This is a genomic window from Pandoraea sp. CB10b_02 (assembly GCF_002216225.1).
Taxonomy (GTDB): Bacteria; Pseudomonadota; Gammaproteobacteria; order Burkholderiales; family Burkholderiaceae; genus Pandoraea; species Pandoraea nosoerga.
On sequence record NZ_NJGW02000015.1, the window covers coordinates 31,209 to 55,932 of the forward strand.

At 66.0% G+C, this 24,724-nt stretch carries 20 protein-coding genes; 1 reads left to right on the forward strand and 19 read right to left on the reverse strand.

The features are described 5' to 3' along the window. Nucleotides 1–9: 9 nt before the first annotated feature. From CDN36_RS15925 to CDN36_RS15935, 3 genes are all read right to left on the reverse strand, one after another. A complete protein-coding gene (locus CDN36_RS15925; protein WP_150553627.1) occupies nt 10–1,296 on the reverse strand; it encodes a Glu/Leu/Phe/Val family dehydrogenase in 1,287 nt (428 codons plus the stop codon). 326 nt (nt 1,297–1,622) lie between these two features. Next, complete coding sequence (locus tag CDN36_RS15930; RefSeq protein ID WP_150553628.1) at nt 1,623–2,579, reverse strand: LysR family transcriptional regulator; 957 nt, start codon at nt 2,577–2,579, stop codon at nt 1,623–1,625. A 105-nt stretch (nt 2,580–2,684) separates the two neighbouring features. Then, nucleotides 2,685–4,598 carry an ABCB family ABC transporter ATP-binding protein/permease gene (locus CDN36_RS15935; protein WP_287497239.1) on the reverse strand — a complete coding sequence of 638 codons (1,914 nt, stop codon included), beginning with the start codon at nt 4,596–4,598 and terminating at the stop codon, nt 2,685–2,687. A 243-nt stretch (nt 4,599–4,841) separates the two neighbouring features. Here CDN36_RS15935 and CDN36_RS15940 point away from each other — a divergent pair, with 243 nt between their 5' ends. After that, complete coding sequence (locus CDN36_RS15940) at nt 4,842–5,261, forward strand: acyl-CoA thioesterase (protein ID WP_150553630.1); 420 nt, start codon at nt 4,842–4,844, stop codon at nt 5,259–5,261. Nucleotides 5,262–5,300: 39 nt separating this feature from the next. Here CDN36_RS15940 and CDN36_RS15945 read toward each other — a convergent pair whose 3' ends face one another. The 16 genes from CDN36_RS15945 to ubiE form a co-directional block, all read right to left on the reverse strand. Beyond that, complete coding sequence (locus CDN36_RS15945) at nt 5,301–6,068, reverse strand: enoyl-CoA hydratase (RefSeq protein WP_287497240.1); 768 nt, start codon at nt 6,066–6,068, stop codon at nt 5,301–5,303. A gap of 190 nt (nt 6,069–6,258) precedes the next feature. Then, on the reverse strand, nt 6,259–7,458 hold the full coding sequence (locus tag CDN36_RS15950; protein ID WP_150553632.1) for an acetyl-CoA C-acyltransferase: 1,200 nt from the start codon (nt 7,456–7,458) through the stop codon (nt 6,259–6,261). Nucleotides 7,459–7,475: 17 nt separating this feature from the next. Further along, entirely contained in the window at nt 7,476–9,920 is a 2,445-nt protein-coding gene (locus tag CDN36_RS15955) for a 3-hydroxyacyl-CoA dehydrogenase/enoyl-CoA hydratase family protein (RefSeq protein WP_150553633.1), read from the reverse strand. A gap of 17 nt (nt 9,921–9,937) precedes the next feature. Continuing rightward, the gene (locus CDN36_RS15960) at nt 9,938–11,725 is read right to left on the reverse strand and encodes an acyl-CoA dehydrogenase C-terminal domain-containing protein (RefSeq protein ID WP_150553634.1); all 1,788 of its coding nucleotides are present in this window, start codon (nt 11,723–11,725) and stop codon (nt 9,938–9,940) included. Nucleotides 11,726–11,773: 48 nt separating this feature from the next. After that, nucleotides 11,774–12,367 (reverse strand): TetR/AcrR family transcriptional regulator, encoded by a 594-nt coding sequence (locus CDN36_RS15965; protein ID WP_150553635.1) that lies wholly within the window; start codon nt 12,365–12,367, stop codon nt 11,774–11,776. 315 nt (nt 12,368–12,682) lie between these two features. After that, on the reverse strand, nt 12,683–13,840 hold the full coding sequence (gene clsB, locus CDN36_RS15970; protein ID WP_150553636.1) for a cardiolipin synthase ClsB: 1,158 nt from the start codon (nt 13,838–13,840) through the stop codon (nt 12,683–12,685). 18 nt (nt 13,841–13,858) lie between these two features. Continuing rightward, nucleotides 13,859–14,323: a dihydroneopterin triphosphate diphosphatase gene (gene nudB, locus CDN36_RS15975; RefSeq protein ID WP_150553637.1), complete on the reverse strand. Its 465-nt coding sequence runs from the start codon at nt 14,321–14,323 to the stop codon at nt 13,859–13,861. Nucleotides 14,324–14,512: 189 nt separating this feature from the next. Continuing rightward, complete coding sequence (gene aspS / locus CDN36_RS15980) at nt 14,513–16,315, reverse strand: aspartate--tRNA ligase (RefSeq protein ID WP_287497241.1); 1,803 nt, start codon at nt 16,313–16,315, stop codon at nt 14,513–14,515. A 47-nt stretch (nt 16,316–16,362) separates the two neighbouring features. Further along, the gene (locus CDN36_RS15985; protein ID WP_039408262.1) at nt 16,363–17,007 is read right to left on the reverse strand and encodes a DUF502 domain-containing protein; all 645 of its coding nucleotides are present in this window, start codon (nt 17,005–17,007) and stop codon (nt 16,363–16,365) included. A gap of 99 nt (nt 17,008–17,106) precedes the next feature. Further along, nucleotides 17,107–17,439 (reverse strand): FmdB family zinc ribbon protein, encoded by a 333-nt coding sequence (locus CDN36_RS15990; RefSeq protein WP_287497242.1) that lies wholly within the window; start codon nt 17,437–17,439, stop codon nt 17,107–17,109. A 288-nt stretch (nt 17,440–17,727) separates the two neighbouring features. Next, nucleotides 17,728–19,167, reverse strand: coding sequence for a high affinity choline transporter 1 (locus tag CDN36_RS15995; protein ID WP_287497243.1), 1,440 nt, complete (start codon nt 19,165–19,167; stop codon nt 17,728–17,730). Between the two features lie 400 nt (nt 19,168–19,567). After that, nucleotides 19,568–20,308 (reverse strand): methyltransferase domain-containing protein, encoded by a 741-nt coding sequence (locus CDN36_RS16000; protein ID WP_287497244.1) that lies wholly within the window; start codon nt 20,306–20,308, stop codon nt 19,568–19,570. A 122-nt stretch (nt 20,309–20,430) separates the two neighbouring features. Continuing rightward, nucleotides 20,431–21,990, reverse strand: coding sequence for a ubiquinone biosynthesis regulatory protein kinase UbiB (ubiB, locus tag CDN36_RS16005; RefSeq protein WP_287497245.1), 1,560 nt, complete (start codon nt 21,988–21,990; stop codon nt 20,431–20,433). A 3-nt stretch (nt 21,991–21,993) separates the two neighbouring features. Continuing rightward, nucleotides 21,994–22,635 (reverse strand): ubiquinone biosynthesis accessory factor UbiJ, encoded by a 642-nt coding sequence (locus CDN36_RS16010; RefSeq protein ID WP_287497246.1) that lies wholly within the window; start codon nt 22,633–22,635, stop codon nt 21,994–21,996. Between the two features lie 145 nt (nt 22,636–22,780). Next, nucleotides 22,781–23,761, reverse strand: a complete 981-nt coding sequence (locus CDN36_RS16015) for a Tim44 domain-containing protein (RefSeq protein ID WP_150553643.1) — start codon at nt 23,759–23,761, stop codon at nt 22,781–22,783. A gap of 219 nt (nt 23,762–23,980) precedes the next feature. After that, entirely contained in the window at nt 23,981–24,715 is a 735-nt protein-coding gene (ubiE, locus tag CDN36_RS16020) for a bifunctional demethylmenaquinone methyltransferase/2-methoxy-6-polyprenyl-1,4-benzoquinol methylase UbiE (protein ID WP_150553644.1), read from the reverse strand. Nucleotides 24,716–24,724: the final 9 nt, after the last annotated feature.

The following is a 24,724-nucleotide window of genomic DNA, read 5'->3' on the forward strand; positions in this document are numbered from 1 at the left end:
CGCCCACGATCAGGGGTACAGGCCACGCATTTCACGGGCCTGAAGAATCCGGCTGCACGCCACGATGAACGCCGCCGTGCGCAGCGACACCTTGTGCTCCTGGGCCACGTGCCACACGCCGTCGAACGCTTCGCGCATGATGCGCTCCAGACGGTGGTTGATTTCTTCCTCGGTCCAGAAGAAGCTCGAGAAGTCCTGCACCCATTCGAAGTACGACACGGTCACGCCGCCGGCGTTGGCGACCACGTCCGGCACCACGAGGATGTTCTTGCTGCGCAGGATGTCGTCGGCCGCCGTCGTCGTCGGGCCGTTCGCGCCTTCGACCACGACCTTTGCGCGGATCTTGTCGGCGTTCTTCTCGGTGATCTGGTTTTCCAGCGCCGCCGGAATCAGGAACTCGCAGTCGAGCGACCAGAACTCCTCGTCCTTGATCGATTCGGCCGCCGCGAAACCGCCCACGCCGCCGGTCTCGGCCACATGCTTGAGCAGGTTCGGCACGTCCAGGCCGTCCGACTTGTAAATCGTGCCAGTGTGGTCCTGCACGCCGATGACGTGTGCGCCGGCCTCATGGAACAGACGTGCGGCGATACCGCCCACGTTGCCGAAGCCCTGCACGATCACGCGCGCGCCGCGCACGTCCATGCCCAGGCGGCGGGCCGCTTCGCAGCTCACCACGAACACGCCGCGGCCGGTGGCCTCGCGCCGGCCGAGCGAGCCGCCCAGCGAGATCGGCTTGCCAGTCACGACACCGGTGGCGGTGGAACCCTCGTTCATCGAGTAGGTGTCCATCATCCACGCCATGATCTGTTCATTGGTGTTGACGTCCGGCGCCGGAATGTCCTTCGTCGGGCCGATGATGATGTTGATCTCACTGGTGTAGCGGCGCGTGAGGCGCTCGAGCTCGCCGCGCGAGAGCTTGCGCGGGTCCACACGGATACCGCCCTTGGCGCCGCCGTAAGGCACGTTCACGGCTGCGTTCTTGACCGACATCCACGCCGACAGGGCCATCACTTCGGAGAGCGTGACGTCCTGGTGAAAGCGCACGCCGCCCTTGCCGGGGCCGCGCGAGGTGTTGTGCTGCACGCGGTAGCCCTCGAAGTGCGCGATGGTGCCGTTGTCGAGCTCGATCGGGCAATCGACGATCAGGATGCGCTTCGGGCGCTTGAGGGTTTCGACCCAGCGCGAGAGCGAGCCCAGGTAGGGCGTGACGCGATCGACCTGCTGAAGGTAGTTGCCCCACGGGCCGAGGTCGTCGGCCTGAAGGTAGGAAGGCAAGGCATGTGACGTTTGAGACATCTCTGGATTCTCCGGCTTCAATCAGTGCCCGCACGCAGGCACGACACGAATGGCTCGCACTTTACAAATAACCGTCGAAAACAATCCAATGCCGAAAAAACATGCAACTATGCAATTCCTGCATAGTTTCCTCATTTCACCGGTTCGTCACGCGAATGGCGGCGAACGCGCGCCAACGCTGGCACCGGGGTCTGTCAACCAATGGGAATTCCCTGAGGAGCCCCTACTACGCTCCCGGTTTTTTTCCCGGCTTTCCTCCCCTTCCCCTTTCGACCCTTTCGCCCCTTTCGCCCCTATTACCCCTTTTCTCCCCTTTCCCCCCCTTTTCACCCCTTGACCTGATCGCGCACCGCCTGCCAGAACGCCTCGACGGCATCGCGCTTGGCGCGCTCGCGCCGGTGGCTCGCGTCGGTGTACGCGAGCCGGTCGCGGTACAGGCGGATTTCCATGTCCAGATGCCAAGGCGCGCCCGCCTTGCCGGGCGGGGCGAGGTCCACCAGTTCGCCGCGCGCAATCGAGTCGACCACGGCGCTCTGCGGCAGGAATGCCACGCCATGCCCGGCGAGCACCATCGCCTTGAGGGCCTCGGCCATGTCGGTCTCGTAGACCTTGTCCAGATGTGGCGGGTTCGCCGTGTCGCCCACGAGCAGATCCGCCATGCGTCCGAGGTAGGCGTTGGACGTATAGGCGAGATAGGGCACCGGCGCTTCGGGCGTGCCCGGCAGCCTGAAGCGGGCGCGCTTTTGCGGCGTGGGTGCGCTGTACGGGCTGAAGCGCTCGCTGCCGAGCACCACCATCTCGTAGCGCGAGGCGTCGAGCTGCAGCGGCTGGCTCGGGTGGTAGTAGCACATCAGCAGATCGCAGCCGCCATCCGTGAGCGACATGGCCGCATCATGCACGTTCAACGCGCGCAAGCGGCTGCGCAAGAGGCCCAGACGCTTTTCCAGCGTCTTGAGCCAGCGCGGGAAGAAGGTCATCGAGAGCGTGTGCGGCACGGCGAAGTCCAGCACCGAGTGGTCCGCCGAGCGCTGCTCGCGCAGCAGCGCCCGCGCTTCCTGCGCCTGGGCGAGCAGTGCGAGCGCCTGCTCGTAGAAGACGTCCCCCGCCGGGGTCAGGCGCGTGGGGTAGCTGGAACGGTCGATCAGTTCGCTGCCCAACCACGCCTCGAGTGCCTGGATGCGGCGCGAGAATGCCGGCTGCGTCACATGGCGCAGCTCGGCCGAACGGCTGAAACTGTTCGTCTTGGCGAGCGACACGAAGTCCTCGAGCCACTTGATTTCCATGCGGTGCTCCCGCGTCGGCGATGTCAGCGCGCTAGTCTACTCAATCGGCGGCGCGGATGACAAACGTGCTCCCGGAGATGCCCGCGCACGGGGCTGCCAGGCCGCTCAGGACACGACCGTGGCGAAGTGCGACGCCTCGGCGTCTCCCTCGCCGCCACGCCGTTGCTGCTGCAGCGCCCACATCTGCGCGTACAGGCCCTCGGCGCGCAGCAGTTCGTCGTGCGTGCCGCGCTCCACGATGCGCCCCTTGTCGAGCACGATGATCTGCGCGGCGTGCACCACCGTCGAGAGGCGGTGTGCGATGACCAGCGTCGTGCGCTCGCGCGCGATGTTGCGCAACTCCGCCTGAATCGCCTGCTCCGAGCGCGAATCGAGCGCCGAGGTCGCTTCGTCGAAAATCAGAATGTGCGGATTCTTGAGGATGGTCCGCGCGATCGCCACGCGCTGCTTCTCGCCGCCGGAGAGTTTCAGGCCGCGCTCGCCGACCATCGACTCGTACCCCGCGGGCAGGCTTTCGATGAAATCGTGGATATGCGCGGCGCGCGCGGCCGCGATCACCTCGTCGCGCGAGGCCGACGGATTGCCGTAGGCGATGTTGTAGTAAATCGTGTCGTTGAACAGCACCGTGTCCTGCGGCACGATGCCGATGGCCGCGCGCAGCGAGTCCTGCGTGACCTCGCGGATGTCCTGGCCGTCGATCGTGATGCGACCAGCGGGCACGCCGGGAAAGCCCACGTCGTAGAAGCGAAACAGCAGGCGCGAGAGCGTGGACTTGCCCGAGCCGCTGTGGCCCACGACGGCCGTGGTCGTGCCCGCCCCAACCGTGAAATCGACGTCGTGCAGAATCTGGCGTGTCGGCTCGTAGCCGAAGTTCACATGCTCGAAGCGCACCGTCCCGCCGCTGCATGCGAGCGAGCGGGCGCCGGGCGGGTCGGCCACTTCGCGATTGACGTCGAGCAGCGTGAACATGCGGTCCATGTCCGTCATGGCCTGCTTGAGTTCGCGGTAGATCACACCGAGGAAGTTCAGCGGAATATAGAGCTGGAGCATGAACGTGTTGACGAGCACCAGGTCGCCCAGCGTCATGCGTCCGCTCATCACGCCCTGCGTGGCGTGCCACAGAATCAGGATGAGGCCGGCGGCGATGATCGCCTGCTGGCCGAAGTTGAGCACCGAGAGCGAATTCTGCGAACGGATGGCCGCCGCGCGGTAGCGCTTCAGGTTCTCGTCGTAGCGCTGCGTCTCGAACGCCTCGTTGCCGAAGTACTTCACCGTCTCGTAATTGATGAGCGAATCGATGGCGCGCGCGTTGGCCTTCGAATCGAGTTCGTTCATCGTTCGGCGAAAGTGCGTGCGCCACTCCGTGACCTTGACCGTGAACGTGATGTAGAGCACCAGCGCGCCGAGCGTGACAATTGCGTAGAACGCGTCGTAGCGCGCCACGAAGAAGCCGAGCACCAGCGCCACTTCGATCACCGTGGGCAGGATGCTGTAGAGCGAGTACGAGATCATCGACTGGATGCCTCGCGTGCCGCGCTCGATGTCGCGGCTCATGCCGCCGGTCTGCCGCTCGAGGTGAAAGCGCAGCGAGAGCGCGTGGAGATGCCGGAACACCTTGAGCGCGATCTGCCGCACGGCGCTTTCCGTCACCTTCGAGAACAGGATTTCGCGCAGCTCGGTGAAAAGCGACGTGGACAGCCGCACGAGCCCATAGGCGATCACCAGCAGGCCAAGGCCGCCCACCACGATCAGGCTCGGGTCGGCCGACGCCCGCGCGGCGGCCGAGAGCGCCGCCACCGGCCCGAGGGCGTCGACAATGTGCTTCATGAGGATGGGCACGCCCAGGTTGGCCACCTTGGCGAGCACGAGGCACGACAGCGCGAGCGCGACGCGTGCGCGAAATTCCAGCAGATACGGCAGCAGCGACTTGATGACCTGCCAGTCGCCGCGGGCCGGCCGGGCATGGTTCCGAGAACCGGAGGCCGCCGGCGCGGGTTCGGCCGCAGTGAAACGTCTCATGATGAAGTGGGGGGGCGGCGTCCGGCTCGCGCGAGGGCTTTCCGCTAAAATCGTCGATGGCGTATTTTCGCAGAACCCGGCGTCTCATGCTGAGCCGGCGCCGGGTGAGCTCCCGCCTCGGCGGGCTGCGCAGCGGCCCTCCGAGGCCCGCGCCAGTCCGGCCGTCGGGTATGACGCGCGCTTCGCCGTGTTTCCCGGCCCGCCGGACTTTTCCGGCTCCCCCCGGCTCACGCAAGGAATTTCATGAGTACCCCGACCCCTGCCCTCACGGCCCTGCCCGAAGAAAAACAACTGGCGTTGCGCGTGATGCCGATGCCCGCCGACGCCAACGCCCACGGCGACGTCTTCGGCGGCTGGATCATGTCGCAAGTCGACATCGCCGGCTCCATTCCGGCGGCCCAGCGCGCCAACGGCCGGGTAGCCACCATCGCCGTCAACTCGTTCCTGTTCAAGGAGCCGGTCTTCGTCGGCGATCTGCTGAGCTTTTACGCGACCATCGTGAAGACGGGAAACACGTCGATCACCGTCTACGTCGAGGCATATGCGCAGCGCATGCGCCTGTCGCACGAGATCGTCAAAGTCACCGAGGCGATGGTCACCTACGTGGCCACCGACGAGGACCGCCGCCCGCGCCCGCTGCCCAAGCTCGACGCACCGGCGTGAGCGCGCTGGCATGCCGGCCCGGCCGAGCGGCGGGCGGGCTCACGAAAACTGGCTGAAATCCGGTTTTCGCTTCTCGAAGAAGGCCGTGAACGCCTCGCGCGCCTCGGGCGAGATCAGCCGCTTGCCGAACTCCAGCGCTTCCTCGCGGATGCGCTCCTGCACGTCGCGCGCGCTGTCGCCCTTCATCAACTGCTTGGTCGCGCGCAGCGACGCGGCCGGCATGGCGGCCAGCTGTGCGGCCCGTCCGGCCGCATAGTCGGCGAGCTCGGCGGCCGGCACGATGCGATTGACGAAACCCATGGCCACCGCCTCACTCACGTCGAACGGCTCGCCGAACAGCAGCTTCTCGGCGGCGCGCTGATACCCCGCCACGCGCGGCAGCAACCAGCTCGACGCTGCTTCGGGACACAGCGCCAGTTGCGAGAACGGCAGCGAGAACCGCGCCGTCTCGGCAGCGTAGACGACATCGCAGTGCAGCAGCAGCGTCGTGCCCACGCCCACGGCGTTGCCGGCCACGGCGGCCACGATCGGCTTGCTCGCCTGGCTGATGGCGCGCAGGAACTGGAACACGGGGGCGTCCTCGTCCTTCGGCGGATGCTTGAGGAAGTCCTCGAGGTCGTTGCCCGCGGAGAATGCCTCGGGCTGCCCCTGGATCAGGATCACGCGCAGCGAGGCGTCGGCCTCCGCCTCGTTGATGCCGTCGGCCAGCGCCTGGTACATCGCGGCGGTAATTGCGTTTTTCTTGTGCGCGCGGTTGAAGGTCAGCACCTGCACCGCGCCCTGGCGCTGCACCAATACGTCTTCCATCTCGTTTGTCTCCTTGGGGGAACGCCCCGCCGCCGGCCCATGCGCCGCCTGCGGTATGAAAAAACGCCGGGGGCGGCTGCGCATTCGCACGGCCACACCCCGGCGCCTCGGATCGTCAGTGCCGGGTGCCAGCACAGCACCACGGCATCGTGGGATGCATGATCGCGCTTGCTCCCGAGCGGTGACCGGCTTACATGCGCTCGAGAATCCCCGCCGCGCCCATGCCGGTGCCCACGCACATCGTGACCATGCCGTACTTCAGGTTGTGACGGCGCAGCGCGTGCACCACGGTCGCCGCGCGAATCGCCCCGGTGGCGCCAAGCGGGTGACCCAGCGCAATGGCGCCGCCCATCGGGTTGACCTTGCTCGTGTCCAGGTCGAGATCCTTGATGACGGCCAGCGCCTGTGCGGCAAACGCTTCGTTCAGCTCGATCCAGTCCATCTGGTCCTGCGTCAGCCCCGCGGCGCGCAGCGCGGCCGGAATGGCCTCCTTGGGGCCGATGCCCATGATCTCGGGCGGCACGCCGCGCACGGCGAACGACACGAAGCGCGCGAGCGGCGTAAGGTTGAATTGCTTGAGGATCTTCTCGCTCACGACGAGCAGCGCGCCGGCGCCGTCCGACGTCTGCGAGCTGTTGCCCGCCGTGACCGAACCCTTGTTCGCGAACACCGGACGCAGCTTGGCCAGGCCTTCGATCGACGTATCGGGGCGCGGCCCCTCGTCGAGCGAGAGCGTGCGCGTCTTGACCGCAACCTCGCCCGTCGCGAGGTTCGGGAAACGCTCGACGATCTCGATGGGCGTGATCTCGTTCGCGAACTCGCCGGCCTGCTGCGCCTTGATGGCCTTCTGGTGCGAGGCCAGCGCAAAGGCGTCCTGCGCTTCGCGCGACACGCCCCACTGCTGCGCGACCTTCTCGGCGGTCAGCCCCATGCCATAGGCAATGCCCACGTTCTCGTCGCGCTCGAAGATCGACGGCGAGAGCGAGGGCGTGTTGCCCATCATCGGCACCATGCTCATGCTCTCGACGCCGCCCGCGATCATCGCGTCGGCTTCACCCACGCGGATGCGGTCGGCGGCCATGGCCAGCGCCGTGAGGCCCGAGGCGCAGAAGCGGTTGACGGTCACGCCGCCCACCGTGTTGGGCAGCCCGGAGAGCAGCGCGCCGATGCGCGCCACGTTCAGGCCCTGCTGCGCTTCGGGAATGGCGCAGCCGATGATCGCATCCTCGATCACTTTCGGATCGAGATCGGGCACCTGCGCGAGCGTGCTCTTCAGGATGGTCGCGAGCAGGTCGTCCGGACGCGTGTTCTTGTAGCTGCCCTTCGGTGCCTTGCCGATCGGCGCGCGGGTGGCGGCAACGATGTAGGCGTCTTGCAGTTGTTTGCTCATGTCAGTCTCCGATCGGCTTAGTTGCGCACCGGCTTGCCGGTTTGCAGCATGCCCATGATGCGTTCCTGGGTCTTCGACGTGCCCAGCAGGTCGATGAAGGCGCGACGCTCGAGCGCCAGCAGCCATTCTTCGTTCACGAGGCTGCCCGCTTCGACGTCGCCGCCGCACACGGCTTCGGCGATGCGCGAGGCGATCAGGAAGTCGTGCGCCGAGATGAAGTTGCCGTCGCGCATGTTCACGAGCTGGGCCTTGATCGTCGAGATGCCCGAGCGGCCCGCCACCGGAATGCCGGCCGGCTTGAGCGGCGGCCGATAGCCGGCCATGGCCAGCGCGCGCGCCTCGTTGCGGGCGACCGACAACAGTTCGTGCACGTTGTAGACGATCGTGTCCGACGGTTTGAGGTAGCCCATCTCGCGTGCGTCGAGCGCGGAGCTCGAGACCTTCGCCATGGCCGCATTGGTAAACGACTTCGTCACGAACTGGAGGTATTGCACGCTGCCGGCTGCCTGCGCGGCCTCGGCCGCGCGAATGGCGGCTTCCTTCAGGCCGCCGCCGCCCGGCACGAGGCCCACGCCGACCTCCACCAGACCGATGTAGCTCTCGAGCGCGGCCACGCGCTTGGCGCTATGGAGCAACAACTCGCAGCCGCCGCCCAGCGCAATACCGGACACCGCCGAGACGACCGGCACCTGCGCATACTTCACGCGCATCATGCCGTCCTGGAATTTCTTGATGAAGGGCTCGATGCCCTTCGCACCGCCCATCATGAACGCCGGCATCGCGGCGGCCAGATCGGCGCCGGCCGAGAACGGACCGCCCGGCGCGCCGAGCTGCAGCGACGTCGGCTGCCACACCACCACCGCGCGGTACTGCTGCTCGGCCAGATCGATGGCGCGCGTCAGACCATCGATGACGTCCGGGCCGATCGTGTTCATTTTCGACTTGAACGAGACGATGAGCACGTCGTCCTGGCCCGGCGTGTCGTCGACCCACACGCGCACGGCGTCGTTCTCCTCGATGGTCTTGCCGAACTTGCGCGGATCGTTGCCCGCTTCGCCCACGAGCGAAGCCGGGAACACCTGGCGCTGGTACACCGGCAGCGTGCTGCGCGGCACGAAGGCGTCTTTCGCCGGCGCATAAGCGCCCTGTGCGGTATGCACACCACCGGCTTCGGCGACCTTGCCGCTGGTGACCCACTTGGGCAGCGGCGCGCTCGACAGGGCCTTGCCCGCGTCGATGTCTTCCTGCACCCACTGGGCGACGTCCTTCCAGCCGGCGGCCTGCCAGTCCTCGAACGGCCCCGTGCTCCAGCCGAAACCCCAGCGGATCGCAAAGTCGACGTCGCGCGCGCTCTCGGCAATCTGCTCGAGATACACGCCGATGTAGTGAAACACGTCGCGGAACACCGCCCACAGGAACTGCGCCTGCGGGTGGGTCGATTCGCGCAGCAGGCGCAGCCGCTCGGCCGGCGCCTTCTTCAACATGCGTACCACCATTTCGTCGGCCTTCTTGCCCGACTCGACGTATTCGCCCGACTGCGGGTCAAGTACCTTGATGACCTTGCCTTCCTTCTTGTAGAAGCCCGCCCCCGTTTTCTGCCCCAGCGCGCCCTTCTCCACGAGCGCCTTGAGCACCGGCGGGGTGGCGTAGGTCGGGTAGAACGGGTCGTCCTTGAGATTGTCCTGCATCGTCTTGATGACATGGGCCATCGTATCGAGACCGACCACGTCGGCCGTGCGGAACGTGGCCGACTTGGCGCGGCCGAGCTTGCTGCCGGTCAGGTCGTCGACGACGTCGAACGCAATGCCGTACTTCTGCGCCTCGGCGAACACCGCCAGGATCGAGAAGATGCCCACGCGGTTCGCGATGAAGTTCGGCGTATCCTTTGCGCGCACCACGCCTTTGCCGAGCGTGGACGTGAGGAACGTTTCGAGCTGATCGAGGATCGCCGGCTCGGTGGCCGCCGTCGGGATCAGTTCGACCAGATGCATGTAGCGCGGCGGGTTGAAGAAATGCACGCCGCAAAAGCGCGCCTTCAGGTCGGCGTCGAAGCCCTCCGAGAGTTCGGTGATCGACAGCCCCGACGTGTTCGAGGCGAAGATCGCATGCGCGGCCAGGTGCGGCGCGACCTTCTTGTACAGGTCGTGCTTCCAGTCCATGCGCTCGGCGATGGCTTCGATCACCACGTCGCATTCGCCCAGCCGGGCGAGGTCGTCCTCATAGTTGGCCGCCTCGATGTACTGCGCATCGGCCTTGTCGGCGAACGGCGCCGGGCTCAGCTTCTTGAGGCCTTCGATGGCGCGCGTGACGATGCCGTTCTTCGGGCCTTCCTTGGCCGGCAGATCGAACAGCACGACGGGCACTTTCGCATTGACCAGATGGGCGGCGATCTGCGCGCCCATCACGCCGGCGCCGAGCACGGCGACCTTGCGGACGACCAGGGGTTTGTTGGTTTGGCTCACGGTAATCTCCTCCGCTCTCAGAACAGGTCGACGTCGATATCCATCAGCGTCTTCGCGCCGGCACGGGCCATGCGGATTTGCGACGCGGTCTCCGGCAGCAGCTTGGCGAAGTAAAAGCGCGCCGTGGCGAGCTTCGATTCGTAGAACTTGTCGCCGCTGCCTTGCTTGTCGAGCGCAATGCGGGCCATGCGCGCCCAGAAGTACGCGAACACGAGATGGCCGACCACGCGCTGATACGGCACGCTCGCCGCGCCCACCTCGTCCGGATTGGCCATCGCCTTCATGCCGATTTCCATCGTCAGCTTCTGGACCTTGTCGCCGATGTCCGCGAGCGGGTTGACGAACTCCTGCATCTCTTCCTTCACGCCTTCGGCCTCGACGAAGTCCTGCACGATCTTGCCGAACTTCTTGAGCTTCGCGCCCATGTCGCCGAGCACCTTGCGGCCGAGCAGGTCGAGCGCCTGGATCGAGTTGGTGCCCTCGTAGATCATGTTGATGCGCGCGTCGCGCACGTACTGCTCCATGCCCCACTCGGAAATGAAGCCGTGGCCACCGTAGATCTGCAGCGCGTGGTTCGTGCACTCAAACGCGTTATCGGTCAGGAACGCCTTGATGATGGGCGTGAGCAGTGCGACGAGATCGGCGGCCTCCTTGCGCTGCGCTTCGTCGGCATGCGAGAGCTCCTTGTCGATGTGCAGCGCGGTCCAGTACGAGAACGCGCGGCCGCCTTCGACATAGGCCTTCTGCGTGAGCAGCATGCGGCGCACGTCGGGGTGCACGATGATCGGGTCTGCGGGCTTGTCCGGCGCCTTGGGGCCGGTGAGAGAGCGCATCTGGATGCGCTCCTTCGCATAGGCGAGCGAGTTCTGATAAGCGACTTCGGTGAGGCCGAGCCCCTGCATGCCCACGCCCTGGCGTGCGGCGTTCATCATCACGAACATGGCGTTCAGGCCCTTGTTCGGCTCGCCCACGAGCCAGCCCTTCGCGCCGTCGAGATTCATCACGCAGGTGGCATTGCCGTGAATGCCCATCTTGTGCTCGATCGAGCCGCACTTGATGCCGTTGCGCTCGCCCGGTGCGCCGTTCGCGTCCGGGATGAACTTCGGCACGACGAACAGCGAGATGCCCTTCGTTCCCGGCGGCGCATCGGGCAGACGCGCCAGCACCAGGTGAATGATGTTCGCGGCCATGTCGTGCTCGCCGGCCGAGATGAAGATTTTCGTGCCCGAGATGCTGTACGAACCATCGCCGTTCGGCTCGGCCTTCGTGCGCAGCATGCCCAGGTCGGTGCCACAGTGCGGTTCGGTCAGGCACATCGTGCCGGTCCATTCGCCCGAGACGATCTTCGGCAGATAGGTCGCCTGTTGCTCCGGCGTGCCGTGCGCGTGCAGGCACTCGTAGGCGCCGTGCGAGAGGCCCGGATACATCGTCCAGGCCTGATTGGCCGAGTTGAGCATTTCGTACAGGGCGTTGTTCACGACCTGCGGCAGACCCTGACCGCCGAACTCCGGATCGCACGCAAGGGCGGGCCAGCCGGCTTCGACGTATTGCTGGTAGGCGGCCTTGAAGCCCGTGGGCGTGCTCACCACGCCGTCGCCTTCGTACTTGCAGCCTTCGCGATCGCCCACCTGGTTGAGCGGGAAGATCACTTCGCTACAGAACTTGCCGGCTTCTTCGAGCACCTGATTGATGGTGTCGGCATCGATGTCCGCGTGTTTCGGCAATGCCTTCAATTCGTTTTCCACGCCCAGCAGTTCGTGCAGAACGAATTGCATGTCGCGCAGCGGCGCGTTGTACTGTCCCATGACCTACTCCTCCGAACAAATCGAATCGAATCGCGGACGGCTCGCGCCTTACCCGCGCTGATAAGACGAAATCAGTTTTTCCAGTGCCACCCGGGTCATCTCCACGGCGCCCGCCTCCCGCAGGAAGCGCGCATCGTGATGCAGGCCGAGCGTCAGGCTGTACATCTCGAAGAGCATCAGACGCGGATCGGTATCCGCACGCAGATGCCCCTCCTCCTTCGCCTGCGTGATCGCGCGCAGCAGGGCCGAGCGCCACAGCCGCACACTCTTCACCAGAGCTTCGCGCACCGGACTGGCCGCGCGATCGTCGTATTCGACGGCGCCGCTGATGTAGATGCAGCCCGTCGTGACTTCGCGAATGCGCTTGTCCATCCAGCGATCCACCAGCGCCCTGAGTCGCGGCAGCCCGCGCGGCGCCTCCATGCTGGGCGCGAACACCTCCTGCTCGAAGCGCCGCTGGTATTCGCGCAGCACCTCGATCTGCAAGTCCTCGCGCGAACCGAAATGCGCGAAGACGCCGCTCTTGCTCATTTGCATGCGATCGGCCAGCAAGCCGATCGTCAGCCCTTCGAGTCCGTCCCGCCCCGCCAATTCGAGCGCGGCATTGAGGATCGCGGCACGTGTCTGTTCACCCTTTCGCATGTGTATGGCATCGCTTTGGTTATCCGTTCTCCGATGCTAACCAAAAAATCGAACGGCCGTCCTATTATTGGGGGACGCCCATGGGCGAACAAGGAATTTATTAGATCGGAATACCTAATCGATTTCGGGCGATACGCTGCGCCCGAGCGGCCGCGGCGCGCCGCCCGGCGGGCTCGGACGCACACAGGGCAGGCACGTTCTGTGGCAGTCCGACGGCCATCTGACGGCCATCTGACGGCAATAGGCGAGGTCGGGGCGCCCGCCGCGCGGGCGAGGGGTTCGGCGGCTCGCGCCAGCGGCCGCAGGCACGCCGATTCAGTCGTATTTCCAGCGCGTGAGGACTTTCATCGCCAGCCGATACAGGCGATAGGCCAGCCATTGGTGAAAGCGCCGCCAGCGCGAGCGCTCGCCGTAGCGGGCGGGATCGATCAGGCGCGCGTCGGCGAACGCCCGCCGGATGTGGTCTCGCAACTGGATGACCACGGGGTCGTCGAGCACGACCACGTTGGCCTCGTGATTGAGGAAGAGCGACAGCGCGTCGAGATTGGAGGAGCCCACCGTCGCCCAGACGTCGTCGACCACGGCAACCTTGCCGTGCAGTTGGCGCATATCGTACTCGCCGATACGCACGCCGGCGTCGAGCAGCTTGGCGTAGAGCCAGGGCACCGCCGTATCGAGCAGCCGGAATTCCTTGCGGCCGATGAGCAGATGCACCGCCACGCCGCGGCGCGCGGCCTGCGTGAGCGCACGCCGCAGGCGCCGGCCCGGCACGAAATACGGGTTCGCGAGCCAGACCTCGTGGCGCGCGCGCCCCAGCGCCATCAGATAGGCCTTTTCGACGGCGCGGCGATTGTGCAGGTTATCCCGTGCGACGAACGCCGCCTGGCCGGCGTAGGGCGCGTGCAGGCGCCCGCGCAATCCGTGGTGCCGATGCCGGAACGGCGTGCCCAGATAGCCCGGCGCGAGACGCAGCCACTGAATATGGAACGCGATGGCGATCTCGGCAACGATCGGGCCGCGGCATTGCACGGCGAAGTCCCAGCGCGGGTCGTCCATGCGCACGCCGCCCCCGCCGTTGTAGTCGTCGATGATGTTGATGCCGCCCACGAACGCCACCGCATGATCGATGACCGCGAGCTTGCGGTGCGTGCGCGAAAAACCGAACCTGCCAAACAGATGCGGGTTGTAGATGCGATGCATCACGCCGGCTTCGCGCCAGTCGTTGAAGTACGCAAGACGCCGGCTCGTGCCGATGCCGTCGGTGATCACGCGCACGGCGACTCCCCGTTGCGCGGCGCGCTGCAGGGCGGCCGAGACATTCTGGCCGGCATCGTCCGCTTCGAAGATGTACGTCTCGAGCGCGACCTCGCGCGTGGCGTTGTCGATGGCGTCGATGAGCGCGGTGAAGTATTCCTGACCGAGATAGAGCAGCGTCAGGTGATTGTCGTGCGTGAACGGCAGGTATTTGCTCATCGGCGCGCGATGCGGCGGCTAGCGCACGCGCGAAGGCAACTGCAGGATGGCGTCGCCGTTCGATGGCGAGAAGCACCGGGCGGCGGCCGCCTCCCAGGGCATCCACGCATAGGCGACGTGCTCGCGCGGCGCGAGCGTGACGGGCGTGTTCTCGGGCACGCACAGCCCGAACCAGTGCTCGGTGTTGCGCGTGACGCCCGGCGCATAGCGATGCGCCCATCGCTCGTAGATGTTGTATTGAATCTGGTGGCGCCAGTCGGTGAGCGCACTGGCGGGGACGGCCCCGCCGGCGCCGACGCGAATGCCGGTCTCCTCGAACACTTCACGCGTCGCCGTCTCGGCCAGCGGCTCGTCGATGCGATCCTTGCTGCCGGTCACGGACTGCCAGAAGCCCGGCGCATCCGCGCGCTCGATGAGCAGCACGTCGAGCGACGGCGTATAGATCACGACGAGGACGGATTCGGGAATCTTGAACGGCTTCATGCGGGCAGCGATGACTCGATCGGAATCGGCTTGGGTGCCTCATTGTAATGGGCAAATGCGCGGCGTCGATGCCGTGATGCGAGGTATCACGGCGAATCGTCGGCAAAAGAAAAACCCCCTTGCCTTCCGGCACAGGGGGTCGGGAATGCGGTGCGCCGGCCTTGGGGAAGACCGGCGCCAGGGCATTCGTCAGGCCTTCGGCGCTTCCGGCTGACGCAGACGGATGTGCAGCTCGCGCAGTTGACGCTCGTCCACGGGCGACGGGGCCTGCGTGAGCAGATCCTGCGCGCGTTGCGTCTTCGGGAAGGCGATCACGTCGCGGATCGAATCGGCGCCGGCCATCATCGTGATGATGCGGTCCAGACCGAACGCGATGCCGCCATGCGGCGGCGCGCCATACTGCAGCGCGTCGAGCAGGAAGCCGAACTTCGCACGGGCTTCTTCCTCGCCGAGCTTGAGCGCACGGAACACCTTGCTCTGCACGTCTTCCTGGAAGATACGGACCGAACCGCCGCCGATTTCCCAGCCGTTGAGCACCATGTCGTAGGCCTTCGCCAGGCACTTGCCCGGATCGGACTCGAGATAATCGATGTGCTCGTCCTTCGGGCTCGTGAACGGGTGGTGGCACGCCACCCAGCGGGCGTCTTCCTCGTCGTACTCGAACATCGGGAAGTCGACGACCCACAGCGGACGCCAGCCCGCTTCGAACAGGCCGTGGCTCTTGCCGAACTCCGAGTGACCGATCTTCAGGCGCAGTGCGCCGATACCGTCGTTGACGATCTTCGCCTTGTCCGCGCCGAAGAAGATGATGTCGCCGTCCTGCGCGCCGGTGCGCTCGAGAATCGAGGCGATGGCGGCGTCGTGCAGGTTCTTCACGATCGGGCTTTGCAGACCGTCGCGGCCCTTGGCCACTTCATTGACCTTGATCCAGGCCAGGCCCTTCGCGCCGTAGATCTTCACGAATTCGGTGTACGCGTCGATCTCGCTGCGCGAGATCTCGGCGCCGCCCGGCACGCGCAGCGCGACCACGCGGCCGCCTTCGGTCGTGGCCGGCACGGAGAACACCTTGAAGTCCACGTCGGCCATCACGTCGGTCAACTCGGTGAATTCGAGCTTCACGCGCAGGTCCGGCTTGTCCGAGCCGAAGCGGCGCATGGCTTCGGCGTACTCCATGACCGGCACCTTGGCGTCGAGCTCGACGCCGATGGCTTCCTTGAACACATGACGGATCATGTTCTCGAACAGATCGCGAATTTCCTGCTCGGAGAGGAACGAGGTTTCGCAGTCGATCTGCGTGAACTCCGGCTGACGGTCGGCACGCAGGTCTTCGTCGCGGAAGCACTTGGTGATCTGGTAGTAGCGGTCGAAGCCGGCGACCATCAGCAGTTGCTTGAAGAGTTGCGGCGACTGCGGCAGCGCGAAGAACTGGCCCGCGTTCACACGCGAGGGCACCAGGTAGTCGCGCGCGCCTTCCGGCGTGCTCTTGGTGAGCATCGGGGTCTCGATGTCGATGAAGCCTTGCGCGTCGAGATACTTGCGCACTTCCATCGCCACCTTGTAGCGCAGGCGCAGGTTGTATTGCATCTGCGGGCGGCGCAGATCCAGCACACGATGCGTCAGGCGCGTGGTCTCCGACAGGTTCTCGTCGTCGAGCTGGAACGGGGGCGTCACCGAGGCGTTGAGCACCTGGAGTTCGTGGCACAGCACTTCGATCTTGCCGCTCGTGAGGTTGGCGTTCTCGGTGCCCGCCGGGCGGGCGCGCACGAGACCCGTGGCCTGCACGCAGAATTCATTGCGCAGGCCTTCAGCGGCCTTGAACATCTCCGCGCGGTCCGGATCGCACACGACCTGCACCAGACCTTCGCGATCGCGCAGGTCGATGAAGATGACCCCGCCGTGATCACGGCGGCGATTGACCCAGCCACAAAGCTTGACCGTTTGGCCCAGTTGTTGCTCGGTCACCAGACCGCAGTAGGAGGTACGCATGGACATTTTGCTGTTCCGATTTTCAAGAAATGACGCCGGTGAATCCCGGTGGCTCACAGGAGCGGGCCGGGACGTTGCTGGCGCGGGTTGTGGGCGGGCGCCACCACGCCCATCGATACGATGTACTTGAGGGCGGCGTCGACGCTCATGTCGAGCTCGACGACGTCGCTCGCCCGCATCATCAGGAAGAAGCCCGAGGTCGGGTTGGGCGTCGTCGGCACGTAGACGCTTACGTACTCGCCCTGCAAGTGATTGACCACGTCGCCGCCCGGCGCGCCGGTCAGGAAAGCGATGGTCCAGGAATCCGCGTGCGGGTACCGCACGAGCAGCGCCTTGCGAAACGCGTTGCCGCTGCTCGACAGCAGCGTATCGGAGACCTGCTTGACGCTGCCATAGAGCGGTCCGACGATGGGAATGCGCGTGAGCACGGCCTCCCACCAGCCGACCAGCTTCTGGCCAATGAAATTATGCGCCAGAAGACCGACGACGAACACGAAGGCCAGCGTGACCACCACGCCGAAGCCCGGCACGCGCATGCCGATGAGGCGCGACGGCTGCCATTCGTCGGGCAGCAGGAGCAGCGTCTGGTCCATCGTGCCGATGATCAGGCCCAACACCCACAGCGTGATCGCGAGGGGCACCAGCACCAGCAGGCCGGTGAGGAAAATCGTCTTCAACGCGGGTTTTTTGACGCTCATGGCAGGACTCGCGAATGTGGGCGGGGCTAGGGAATTCGGCGCGAACGTGCGCGCCGGGTCAACTGGCCGGACGCGCCGGCCAATCCATTGTCGGCAGGCTCAGTGACAGGCGCAACCGCCGCCGCACGAGGCCGCCGAGGCACTCGACGACTCGCCGCCGGCCGACGACGCGCTCTCGCCCGAAGGCGCCGAGGCCGACGCGGCCGATGCCGCCGCCGGGCCGGACGCCGTAGCGCTTGCGCCGCCCGAACCGCCGCGGAAGTCGGTCACATACCACCCGGACCCCTTGAGCTGGAACCCGGCAGCCGTCACCTGCTTGCGAAACGAGTCCTTGCCGCATTCCGGGCATTGGGTGAGCGGGTCATCGCTCATTTTTTGCAGCACATCCTTGGCGAAACCGCATGTTTCGCAACGATAGGCATAGATAGGCATGATTCTTTCTTCTTTCCGACGGAAAAAGACACGCAAAGCCTTGAATTATAACCGCTTCACAAGGCTTTCGGGATTTGTCCGGAGAATATGGGGGCGCGGGCGGGCGAGATCAAGAGATGGCGTCGGTGCGGCGATCGCCGCAATCGTCGGGAATGCCGCGCGACGGCCCGCCCAAGATGTGGCGAAGGACGGCGCCGGCCGCCCTTTCGCCTTCATGCCCGCCGACGGCCGACGTGCGAGTGGCGGACCCCGTCATATTAGCGGGCACTCACTTTCCGCCTGAAGACCTCAAATCGTCGAGATCTGCTGCTCCGGCTCACGCTGCGACGCCGGCTGCACGAGGGAGCCGACGACCATCCCCGTGATCGAGGCCAGCAGGCCGGCCAGTTGCGGCGGCACCAGCGCGTCGGGCGCGAACATTTCACAGCCGATCCACACGAGCAGGCCGGCGAACACGGCCAGCGTGCCGCCCAGCGAGCTCGAACGCTTCCAGTACAGGCCGAACGCGAGCGGGACGAAGCAGCACACGAGCGTGACCTTGTACGCGCTCTCCACCATCTGGAAGATCGACGCCTTCGAATTGAGCGCGTAGACGAGCACCAGCGCGGTAAAGCACAGGACCACGATCCGCATCAGGCGCAGCAGGTGCTTGTCGTCGATGCGACCGGGCAGCATCGGGCGGATGATGTTCTCCGCGAACGTCACCGACGGCGCGAGCAGCGTGGCCGAGGCGCAGCTCTTGATCGCCGAGAGCAGTGCCCCGAAGAACATCACCTGCGCGAGCACCGGCACGCTGGTGAGCACCAACTGCGGCAGAATCTGCTGCGGATCGGAGCCGATGTACTTCTGCACCATCGACGGCGCAATGAGCAGCGCCGAGTACGCCAGGAAGATCGGAATGAACGTGAAGAAGAAGTACAGCACACCGCCCGTCACCGAGCCGGCGACCGCCACGTTCTCGGACTTGGACGACATGACGCGCTGGAACACGTCCTGCTGGGGAATCGAGCCGAACATCATGGTAATGCCCGCGGCGATGAACGCGAGCACGTCGGCCGGGTTCATTTCCGGCAGAAACACGAACTTGCCGGCCTCCGAGGCGTGGGCGATCACGGCGCTCGCGCCGCCCGGCACCATGCCCGAGACTTCCACGGCGATGTACACCAGCCCCACGACGATGATGATCATCTGGATGAAGTCGGTCACGGCCACCGAGATCATGCCGCCGAGCAGCGTATAGGCGAGCACCGAGATGGCGCCGATGATCATGCCGGTCGGCTCCGACATCGCGCCGCCCGACACCGTGTGGAACACGAGGCCGAGCGCCTTGATCTGCGCGCCGACCCAACCGAGGTACGAGATCACGATCGCAATACTCGTCACCACTTCGACCGTGCGGTTGTACTTGAGCTTGTAGAAGTCGCCGATCGTCATGAGGTTCATGCGATACAGCTTGCGGGCGAAAAACATGCCCACGAGCACCAGGCACATCGACGAGCCGAACGGATCGGCGACCACGCCGCGCAGACCTTCGCCGATGAACGTGGCCGGAATGCCGAGCACGGCTTCCGAGCCGAACCACGTGGCAAACACGACGGCGATGACCATGCCGTAGGGCAAGCGGCGGCCGGCGACGGTGAAATCCTTGGTATTGCGGACCTTGAGGGCGGCCAGCAGCCCGATGGCCACCGAAATGACCCAATACAGAATGACAAACCAGATCAGCATAACGCGGCCCCAGCCAAGCCCCAGGGCGGCGAGCGCGGCGAGGCAACGCTAACGGCGAGGGCGTGATCCGGCCGCATGAGGGCCGCCGCGCGAGCTAACCGAGCCAACGTTACCGAGCCATGGGCCGCAGCCTTCCGGGCAACAGAAAATCAGGTCGTGCATGACGGGGCTGATGCGATTCAGCGCTCGGGGGCGCCCGTTTTTGCCACCTGGCGAAAAAATTTTCGGCCGATTATAGCGGCGTGGGCGGCGCGCGGGGAAAAAATCACAATTCCGATGCCAGATCGTGGCAAATATCGGGAAATACCCAGGCGCTTGATGAGGTTGCGCGCAGTTGGCCGCAAAGCTGCGGCGCCGTCGCGCTCGCCCCTTGCAGGCGTCCCCAAGGCGCAGGCGGGCGTCACCGCCGCCGCCACACCATCCAGTGCTCGGCGCCGGCGAAGACCGGCACCGAATCGGTGACAAGCCGGTCGACCTCGCAGACGAAGTCCTTGCCGAGCAAGGTCTCGAGCGCCTGCGGGGCGATCCCGAACGGCGGACCTTTCGGCGTCTCGCGCAGGAAAAAGAAGCCGGCAAGGCGAGCACCCGACGGCAGCAGCCGGGCCATGCGCACCGCGTAGTCCTGCCACATCGTGCGCGGCAATGCGCACAGAAATGCGCGCTCATAGACCATGTCGAGCGCGAACGGCGGCGTGTAGGTGAAAAAGTCCGCCTGTTCGACCAGCGCCGCACGCGGACCCAACTGCGCCCTGGCGGCGGCCACGGCTGCCGGGGCGAAGTCGATGGCGCGAACCGGCCAGCCCTGGGCGTCGAGCCAGGCGGCTTCATACGCGGCGCCGCAGCCCGGGATCAGCGTCGCGCGCGGCGCGGGCTCGCCCGCCACGAAGTCGCGCAATGCCTGCGGCACGCCGGCGGCGTCCCAGGGCATGAAGGCGTTGGCGAAGCGCTCGTTCCAGAACTCCGCGCGCGACGGATCTCGCGTCGCAAAAGCAGGGGCGGCCGCTGGCGGGCATCCGGCGGCCCCAGCAGCCCCAGCGGCGGAATTGGCCGAGCCGGCGGGAACGCCCGACGCGGCGCCCGCAGGACGGTCCTCGTCCCTGGGAGCCGCAAGCGGCGTGTGGAACTTGTGCAAGACAGCCATCGACGACACCTTCCGACGAAAAATCGGCCGACAGAGCCGGCCGACGCATGATTGCAAATTCGATTGCCGTCCGGTCGCAGGCAAGCCGGACGGGCCGCAGCGCCCGCACGCGAGCGGCGGGTTCAGCTGTACAACCAGACGAACGCCATCAGCACGCCGATGGCGATGCCGCCCACGAGACAGAAGGCGCCGGTGAGCAGGCGGTTGGTGCGGCGTTGCTCCTGGAGCAGCGCAAGCAGCAACGTGTCGTCCTTCGGGCGGACATGCGAGGCCAGTGCCTGATGGATGAGCCGCGGCAGCTGCGGCATCGTCTTGCTCCATTGCGGCACTTCGGCCTTGAGGCGCTCCAGCCAGCCGCGCGGCCCGATCTGCTCGGCCATCCAGCGCTCGAGGAACGGCTTGGCCGTCTTCCACAGATCGAGATCCGGATCGAGCTGGCGTCCCAGCCCTTCGATGTTGAGCAGCGTCTTTTGCAGCAGCACGAGCTGCGGCTGAATTTCCACATTGAAGCGGCGCGACGTCTGGAACAGGCGCATGAGCACCAGTCCCAGCGAGATTTCCTTGAGCGGACGATCGAAGTACGGCTCGCACACCGCGCGAATGGCCCCTTCGAGCTCCTCCACGCGCGTATCGGGCGGCACCCAGCCGGACTCCAGGTGCAGCGACGCCACCCGGTGATAGTCGCGACGGAAAAACGCGAGGAAATTCTGCGCGAGATAGTTCTTGTCGAACTCGGAGAGCGCCCCGACGATACCGCAGTCGAGCGCGATGTAGCGTCCGAACGTGTCGGCATCTAGGCTCACCAGAATGTTGCCCGGATGCATGTCGGCGTGGAAGAATCCGTCGCGCAGGAACTGCGTGAAGAAGATCTCCACGCCTTCGCGCGCGAGCTTCTTCAGGTCGACGCCCGCCTCGCGCAGCACGTCGATCTGACTGATCGGCACGCCGCGCATGCGCTCCATCACGAGCACGGAGCTGGAACTGAATTCCCAATAGATCTCCGGCACCATCAGCATGCCCGAATCGATGAAGTTGCGGCGCAGTTGTGCCGCGTTGGCGGCCTCGCGCATCAGGTCGAGTTCGTCGTGCAGGTACTTGTCGAACTCCGCGACGACTTCGCGCGGCTTCAGGCGCTTGCCGTCCGGCCACAGACGCTCCACCCAACCGGCGAGATCGCGCATGAGCGCCAGATCGCTGTCGATCACGCCGAGCATGTTCGGACGCAGCACCTTGACCGCGACTTCCTTGCCCGCGTGCTCGCCGTCGCGAATGCGTGCGAAGTGCACCTGCGCGATGGACGCGCTCGCGACCGGCGTGCGCTCGAACTCCACGAAGACTTCCTCGAGCGGACGCCCCAGCGACTTCTCGATGCTCGCGCGCGCCACCTCGGGGTCGAACGGCGGCACCTGATCCTGCAGGCGTGCCAGTTCGAGCGCGATGTCGGGCGGCATCAGGTCGCGGCGCGTCGAGAGCACCTGGCCGAACTTGACGAAGATCGGGCCCAGCGACTCGAGCGCGAGTCGCAGGCGTTCGCCGCGCGGCGCGCGCAGCCCGCTGCGGCCGAACGACAGCACGCGCAACAGCGCCCGCGTGAAGGGGTGGGGAATGCTCGAGAGCACCAGCTCGTCGAGCCCGTATCGATAGCAGACGAAGAAGATCTTGATCAGACGCAGGAGGCGCATCGGTCAGCGGCCTCCCTTGCCGCGCTCGAGACCCGCGCCCGGCTGCGGCGCGGTGCGCACGCCACGCGTGCGCTCGAGCTTCTCGATGCGCTTCTCCAGTCGGGCGAGGTCGTCGCGCAGCGTGCCGATATCGGCGCGCATCGCGTCGAGCCGCGCACGCGCCACGAGCATCGGGTTCTCTTCCACGAGGTAGTCGGCCAGCGAACGGGCCATTGTCTCGCCCGTGCGGCGCGCGCCGGCCACCGCCGCCTTGCCCGTCTCGGTGACGCGATGCGCGGCGGCGTCGCCGATGATCCGGCTCAGGTCTTCGGCGACTTCCCAGCGCAGATGCTGCGCGAGATACGACACCGTGTTGGCGAACTCGGCGTCGCCCTCGATCTTGACGTGGCGCATGACGGCGGCCTGCCCGCCGCTCGCGAAGTCGGCCAGCGCTGCCGGCGGCACCGAGATGCTGACGTCGCAGGGGACGGCCCCGTCGGCGGCGGCAAGAAAACCGTCCTCGCCCACACGCAGGCGCAGATCGATCGCGGACATCGCCAGCCGGGCGGACGCGCCGATGTGTTGGCGCAAACGATCGCGAGCCCACGGTTCGCGGGCAAGCAGATGATTCACGGTGGCGGCAAAGGCTTTGGCGGCTACGGTCATGAGCTTGGCGGCCGGCCGGCGCGGGGCGCCGGTCGCACCGAAAGACGCCGCCCGGCATGCACAGGCGGACGGCAGAAACAAAAGAGCCCGCGCTTGCGGCGCGGGCTCTCATTGTAAGGCAGGTTACGGCAAAAACGTCGCCAGCTTAGCTGAGTTGCTGAATCCCGGCGAGCACCCAGCCACCGTTACCGGTCACCGGCTTGGTCAGGTTCCACACTTCGTTGAACGGCTCGGCTGGCGCACCCTCGGCTTCGCGGATCAGCCCCGAGAAGCGAACGCTCGCCATGTATTCGGTGGCCGACTGCTCGATGCCGAGCAGTTCGGCGTCGAGTTGCACGACGTCGGTACGGTTGGTCGCCTTGCCGCGCTCTTCGAGATCCATCTTGATTTCCGCGAACATCTGCGGCGTGGTGAACTCGTTGATGTCGGCCTGATCGCCCTTGTCCCAGGCGGCCTGCAGGCGGTTGAAGTACACCTTCGCGCTGCGCAGGAAGCCCTCGGTATCGAAGTCGGCCGGCACGCCGAACGGCCCCGTAGCGGCGGCACCGGCGGCGCCCGCCGCCGCGGCTTGCGGCAGCGACGACAGTTGCGCCGGTGCGGCGGTCTGCGACGGCTGGGCCGACGGCTGGCTCTCCCACGACTGGCGCAGCGAGCCGTTCGACGCGTCGTTGCCGGCGCCGGCGTAGGCCGGGGTCTGCGACTTGTTGCCGCGCAGGCGGCGGATGAGCCACATCACGGCAAAGGCGATCAGCGCAATCACGATGATGTTGGCCATCATGCTCGCGAACGCCCCGCCCAGACCGAAGTGCGACAGCAGTGCGGCGATCCCCAGACCGGCAGCCAGACCGGCGATCGGTCCGAGCCAGCGGTTGGCGGGCTTGGCAGCGGCGGCTGCACCTGCGGCGCCTGCGCCGGCAGCGGCCGGGGCGGCCTGTTGCGGCGCGGCGCCCGGCGTCTGGGCCGGTTGCTGCGGCGTGGCCTGACGTTGCGTCACGGTGTTGGACTGCTTGCCGATGCTCCGGCCGCCGCCAACGCGTTTGGCGTCTGCGTCCGCGATCGTCATGCCGACCGCCACTACGCCGGCCACAACGCCCAACAACAGCTTGTTTTTCAGGAACTGGAACATCGTTCTGGTCTCTCCGTGGAGTTGTAGGTTGCTGTCTAGTGACAGACGTCGACCCGATTGGTTCAGTGAAATTTCACGTATCGAAACCAAGCGACCGACGTGCGCGATTGTTCCACAGAAAAATTAGGCTGCACTTAGAGAAACGCCCCGGCACGGAGATCTTCCGCCAGCCGGGGCGCGGTCCATCGCGGCGGTGCCGCGCGGCGAATCCCTATGGGCTCAGAACTTGCGTCCGATGTGCAGGGCGACCACGCCTGCCGTCATGTTGTGATACTCCACGCGCTCCAGACCCACGTCTTCCATCATCGTCTTGAGCGTTTCCTGGTCCGGGTGCATGCGGATCGACTCGGCCAGGTAGCGGTAGCTGTCGGCGTCGCCGGCAATACGCGATCCCAGCCACGGCAGCACCTTGAAGGAGTAGGCGTCGTAAGCCTTTTCCAACGGCTGCCAGACCTTCGAGAACTCCAGCACCATGACCTTGCCGCCCGGCTTGATCACGCGGCGCATTTCCGCGAGCGCCACGTCCTTGTGAGTCATGTTGCGCAGGCCGAACGCCACGGTCACCACGTCGAAATAGTCGGACGGGAACGGCAGCTTCTCGGCGTCGCACAGCAGCGCCGGCGTCACGATGCCGGCGTCGAGCAGGCGGTCGCGGCCCACGCGCAGCATCGACTCGTTGATGTCGGTGAGCCAGACTTCGCCGCTCGGGCCGGCCGCGCGCGCAAACGCCTTGGACAGATCTCCCGTGCCGCCCGCGATGTCGAGCACCTTGAAGCCCGGGCGCACGGCCGCGCGGCCGATCGTGAAGGCTTTCCACACACGGTGCAGGCCGCCCGACATCAGGTCGTTCATGATGTCGTACTTGCTCGCGACCGAATGGAACACCTCGGCGACCTTGCCGGCCTTTTCCTTCTCGTCGACGGTTTCGTAACCGAAGTGGGTCTGTTCACCCATTGCAATCTC

Coding starts and splice junctions, on each gene's coding strand:
- CDN36_RS15925 (WP_150553627.1), bottom strand. CDS start 1,296: ATGTCTCAAACGTCACATGCCTTGCCTTCCTACCTTCAGGCCGACGAC.
- CDN36_RS15930 (WP_150553628.1), bottom strand. CDS start 2,579: ATGGAAATCAAGTGGCTCGAGGACTTCGTGTCGCTCGCCAAGACGAAC.
- CDN36_RS15935 (WP_287497239.1), bottom strand. CDS start 4,598: ATGAGACGTTTCACTGCGGCCGAACCCGCGCCGGCGGCCTCCGGTTCT.
- CDN36_RS15940 (WP_150553630.1), top strand. CDS start 4,842: ATGAGTACCCCGACCCCTGCCCTCACGGCCCTGCCCGAAGAAAAACAA.
- CDN36_RS15945 (WP_287497240.1), bottom strand. CDS start 6,068: ATGGAAGACGTATTGGTGCAGCGCCAGGGCGCGGTGCAGGTGCTGACC.
- CDN36_RS15950 (WP_150553632.1), bottom strand. CDS start 7,458: ATGAGCAAACAACTGCAAGACGCCTACATCGTTGCCGCCACCCGCGCG.
- CDN36_RS15960 (WP_150553634.1), bottom strand. CDS start 11,725: ATGGGACAGTACAACGCGCCGCTGCGCGACATGCAATTCGTTCTGCAC.
- CDN36_RS15965 (WP_150553635.1), bottom strand. CDS start 12,367: ATGCGAAAGGGTGAACAGACACGTGCCGCGATCCTCAATGCCGCGCTC.
- clsB (WP_150553636.1), bottom strand. CDS start 13,840: ATGAGCAAATACCTGCCGTTCACGCACGACAATCACCTGACGCTGCTC.
- nudB (WP_150553637.1), bottom strand. CDS start 14,323: ATGAAGCCGTTCAAGATTCCCGAATCCGTCCTCGTCGTGATCTATACG.
- aspS (WP_287497241.1), bottom strand. CDS start 16,315: ATGTCCATGCGTACCTCCTACTGCGGTCTGGTGACCGAGCAACAACTG.
- CDN36_RS15985 (WP_039408262.1), bottom strand. CDS start 17,007: ATGAGCGTCAAAAAACCCGCGTTGAAGACGATTTTCCTCACCGGCCTG.
- CDN36_RS15990 (WP_287497242.1), bottom strand. CDS start 17,439: ATGCCTATCTATGCCTATCGTTGCGAAACATGCGGTTTCGCCAAGGAT.
- CDN36_RS15995 (WP_287497243.1), bottom strand. CDS start 19,167: ATGCTGATCTGGTTTGTCATTCTGTATTGGGTCATTTCGGTGGCCATC.
- CDN36_RS16000 (WP_287497244.1), bottom strand. CDS start 20,308: ATGGCTGTCTTGCACAAGTTCCACACGCCGCTTGCGGCTCCCAGGGAC.
- ubiB (WP_287497245.1), bottom strand. CDS start 21,990: ATGCGCCTCCTGCGTCTGATCAAGATCTTCTTCGTCTGCTATCGATAC.
- CDN36_RS16010 (WP_287497246.1), bottom strand. CDS start 22,635: ATGACCGTAGCCGCCAAAGCCTTTGCCGCCACCGTGAATCATCTGCTT.
- CDN36_RS16015 (WP_150553643.1), bottom strand. CDS start 23,761: ATGTTCCAGTTCCTGAAAAACAAGCTGTTGTTGGGCGTTGTGGCCGGC.
- ubiE (WP_150553644.1), bottom strand. CDS start 24,715: ATGGGTGAACAGACCCACTTCGGTTACGAAACCGTCGACGAGAAGGAA.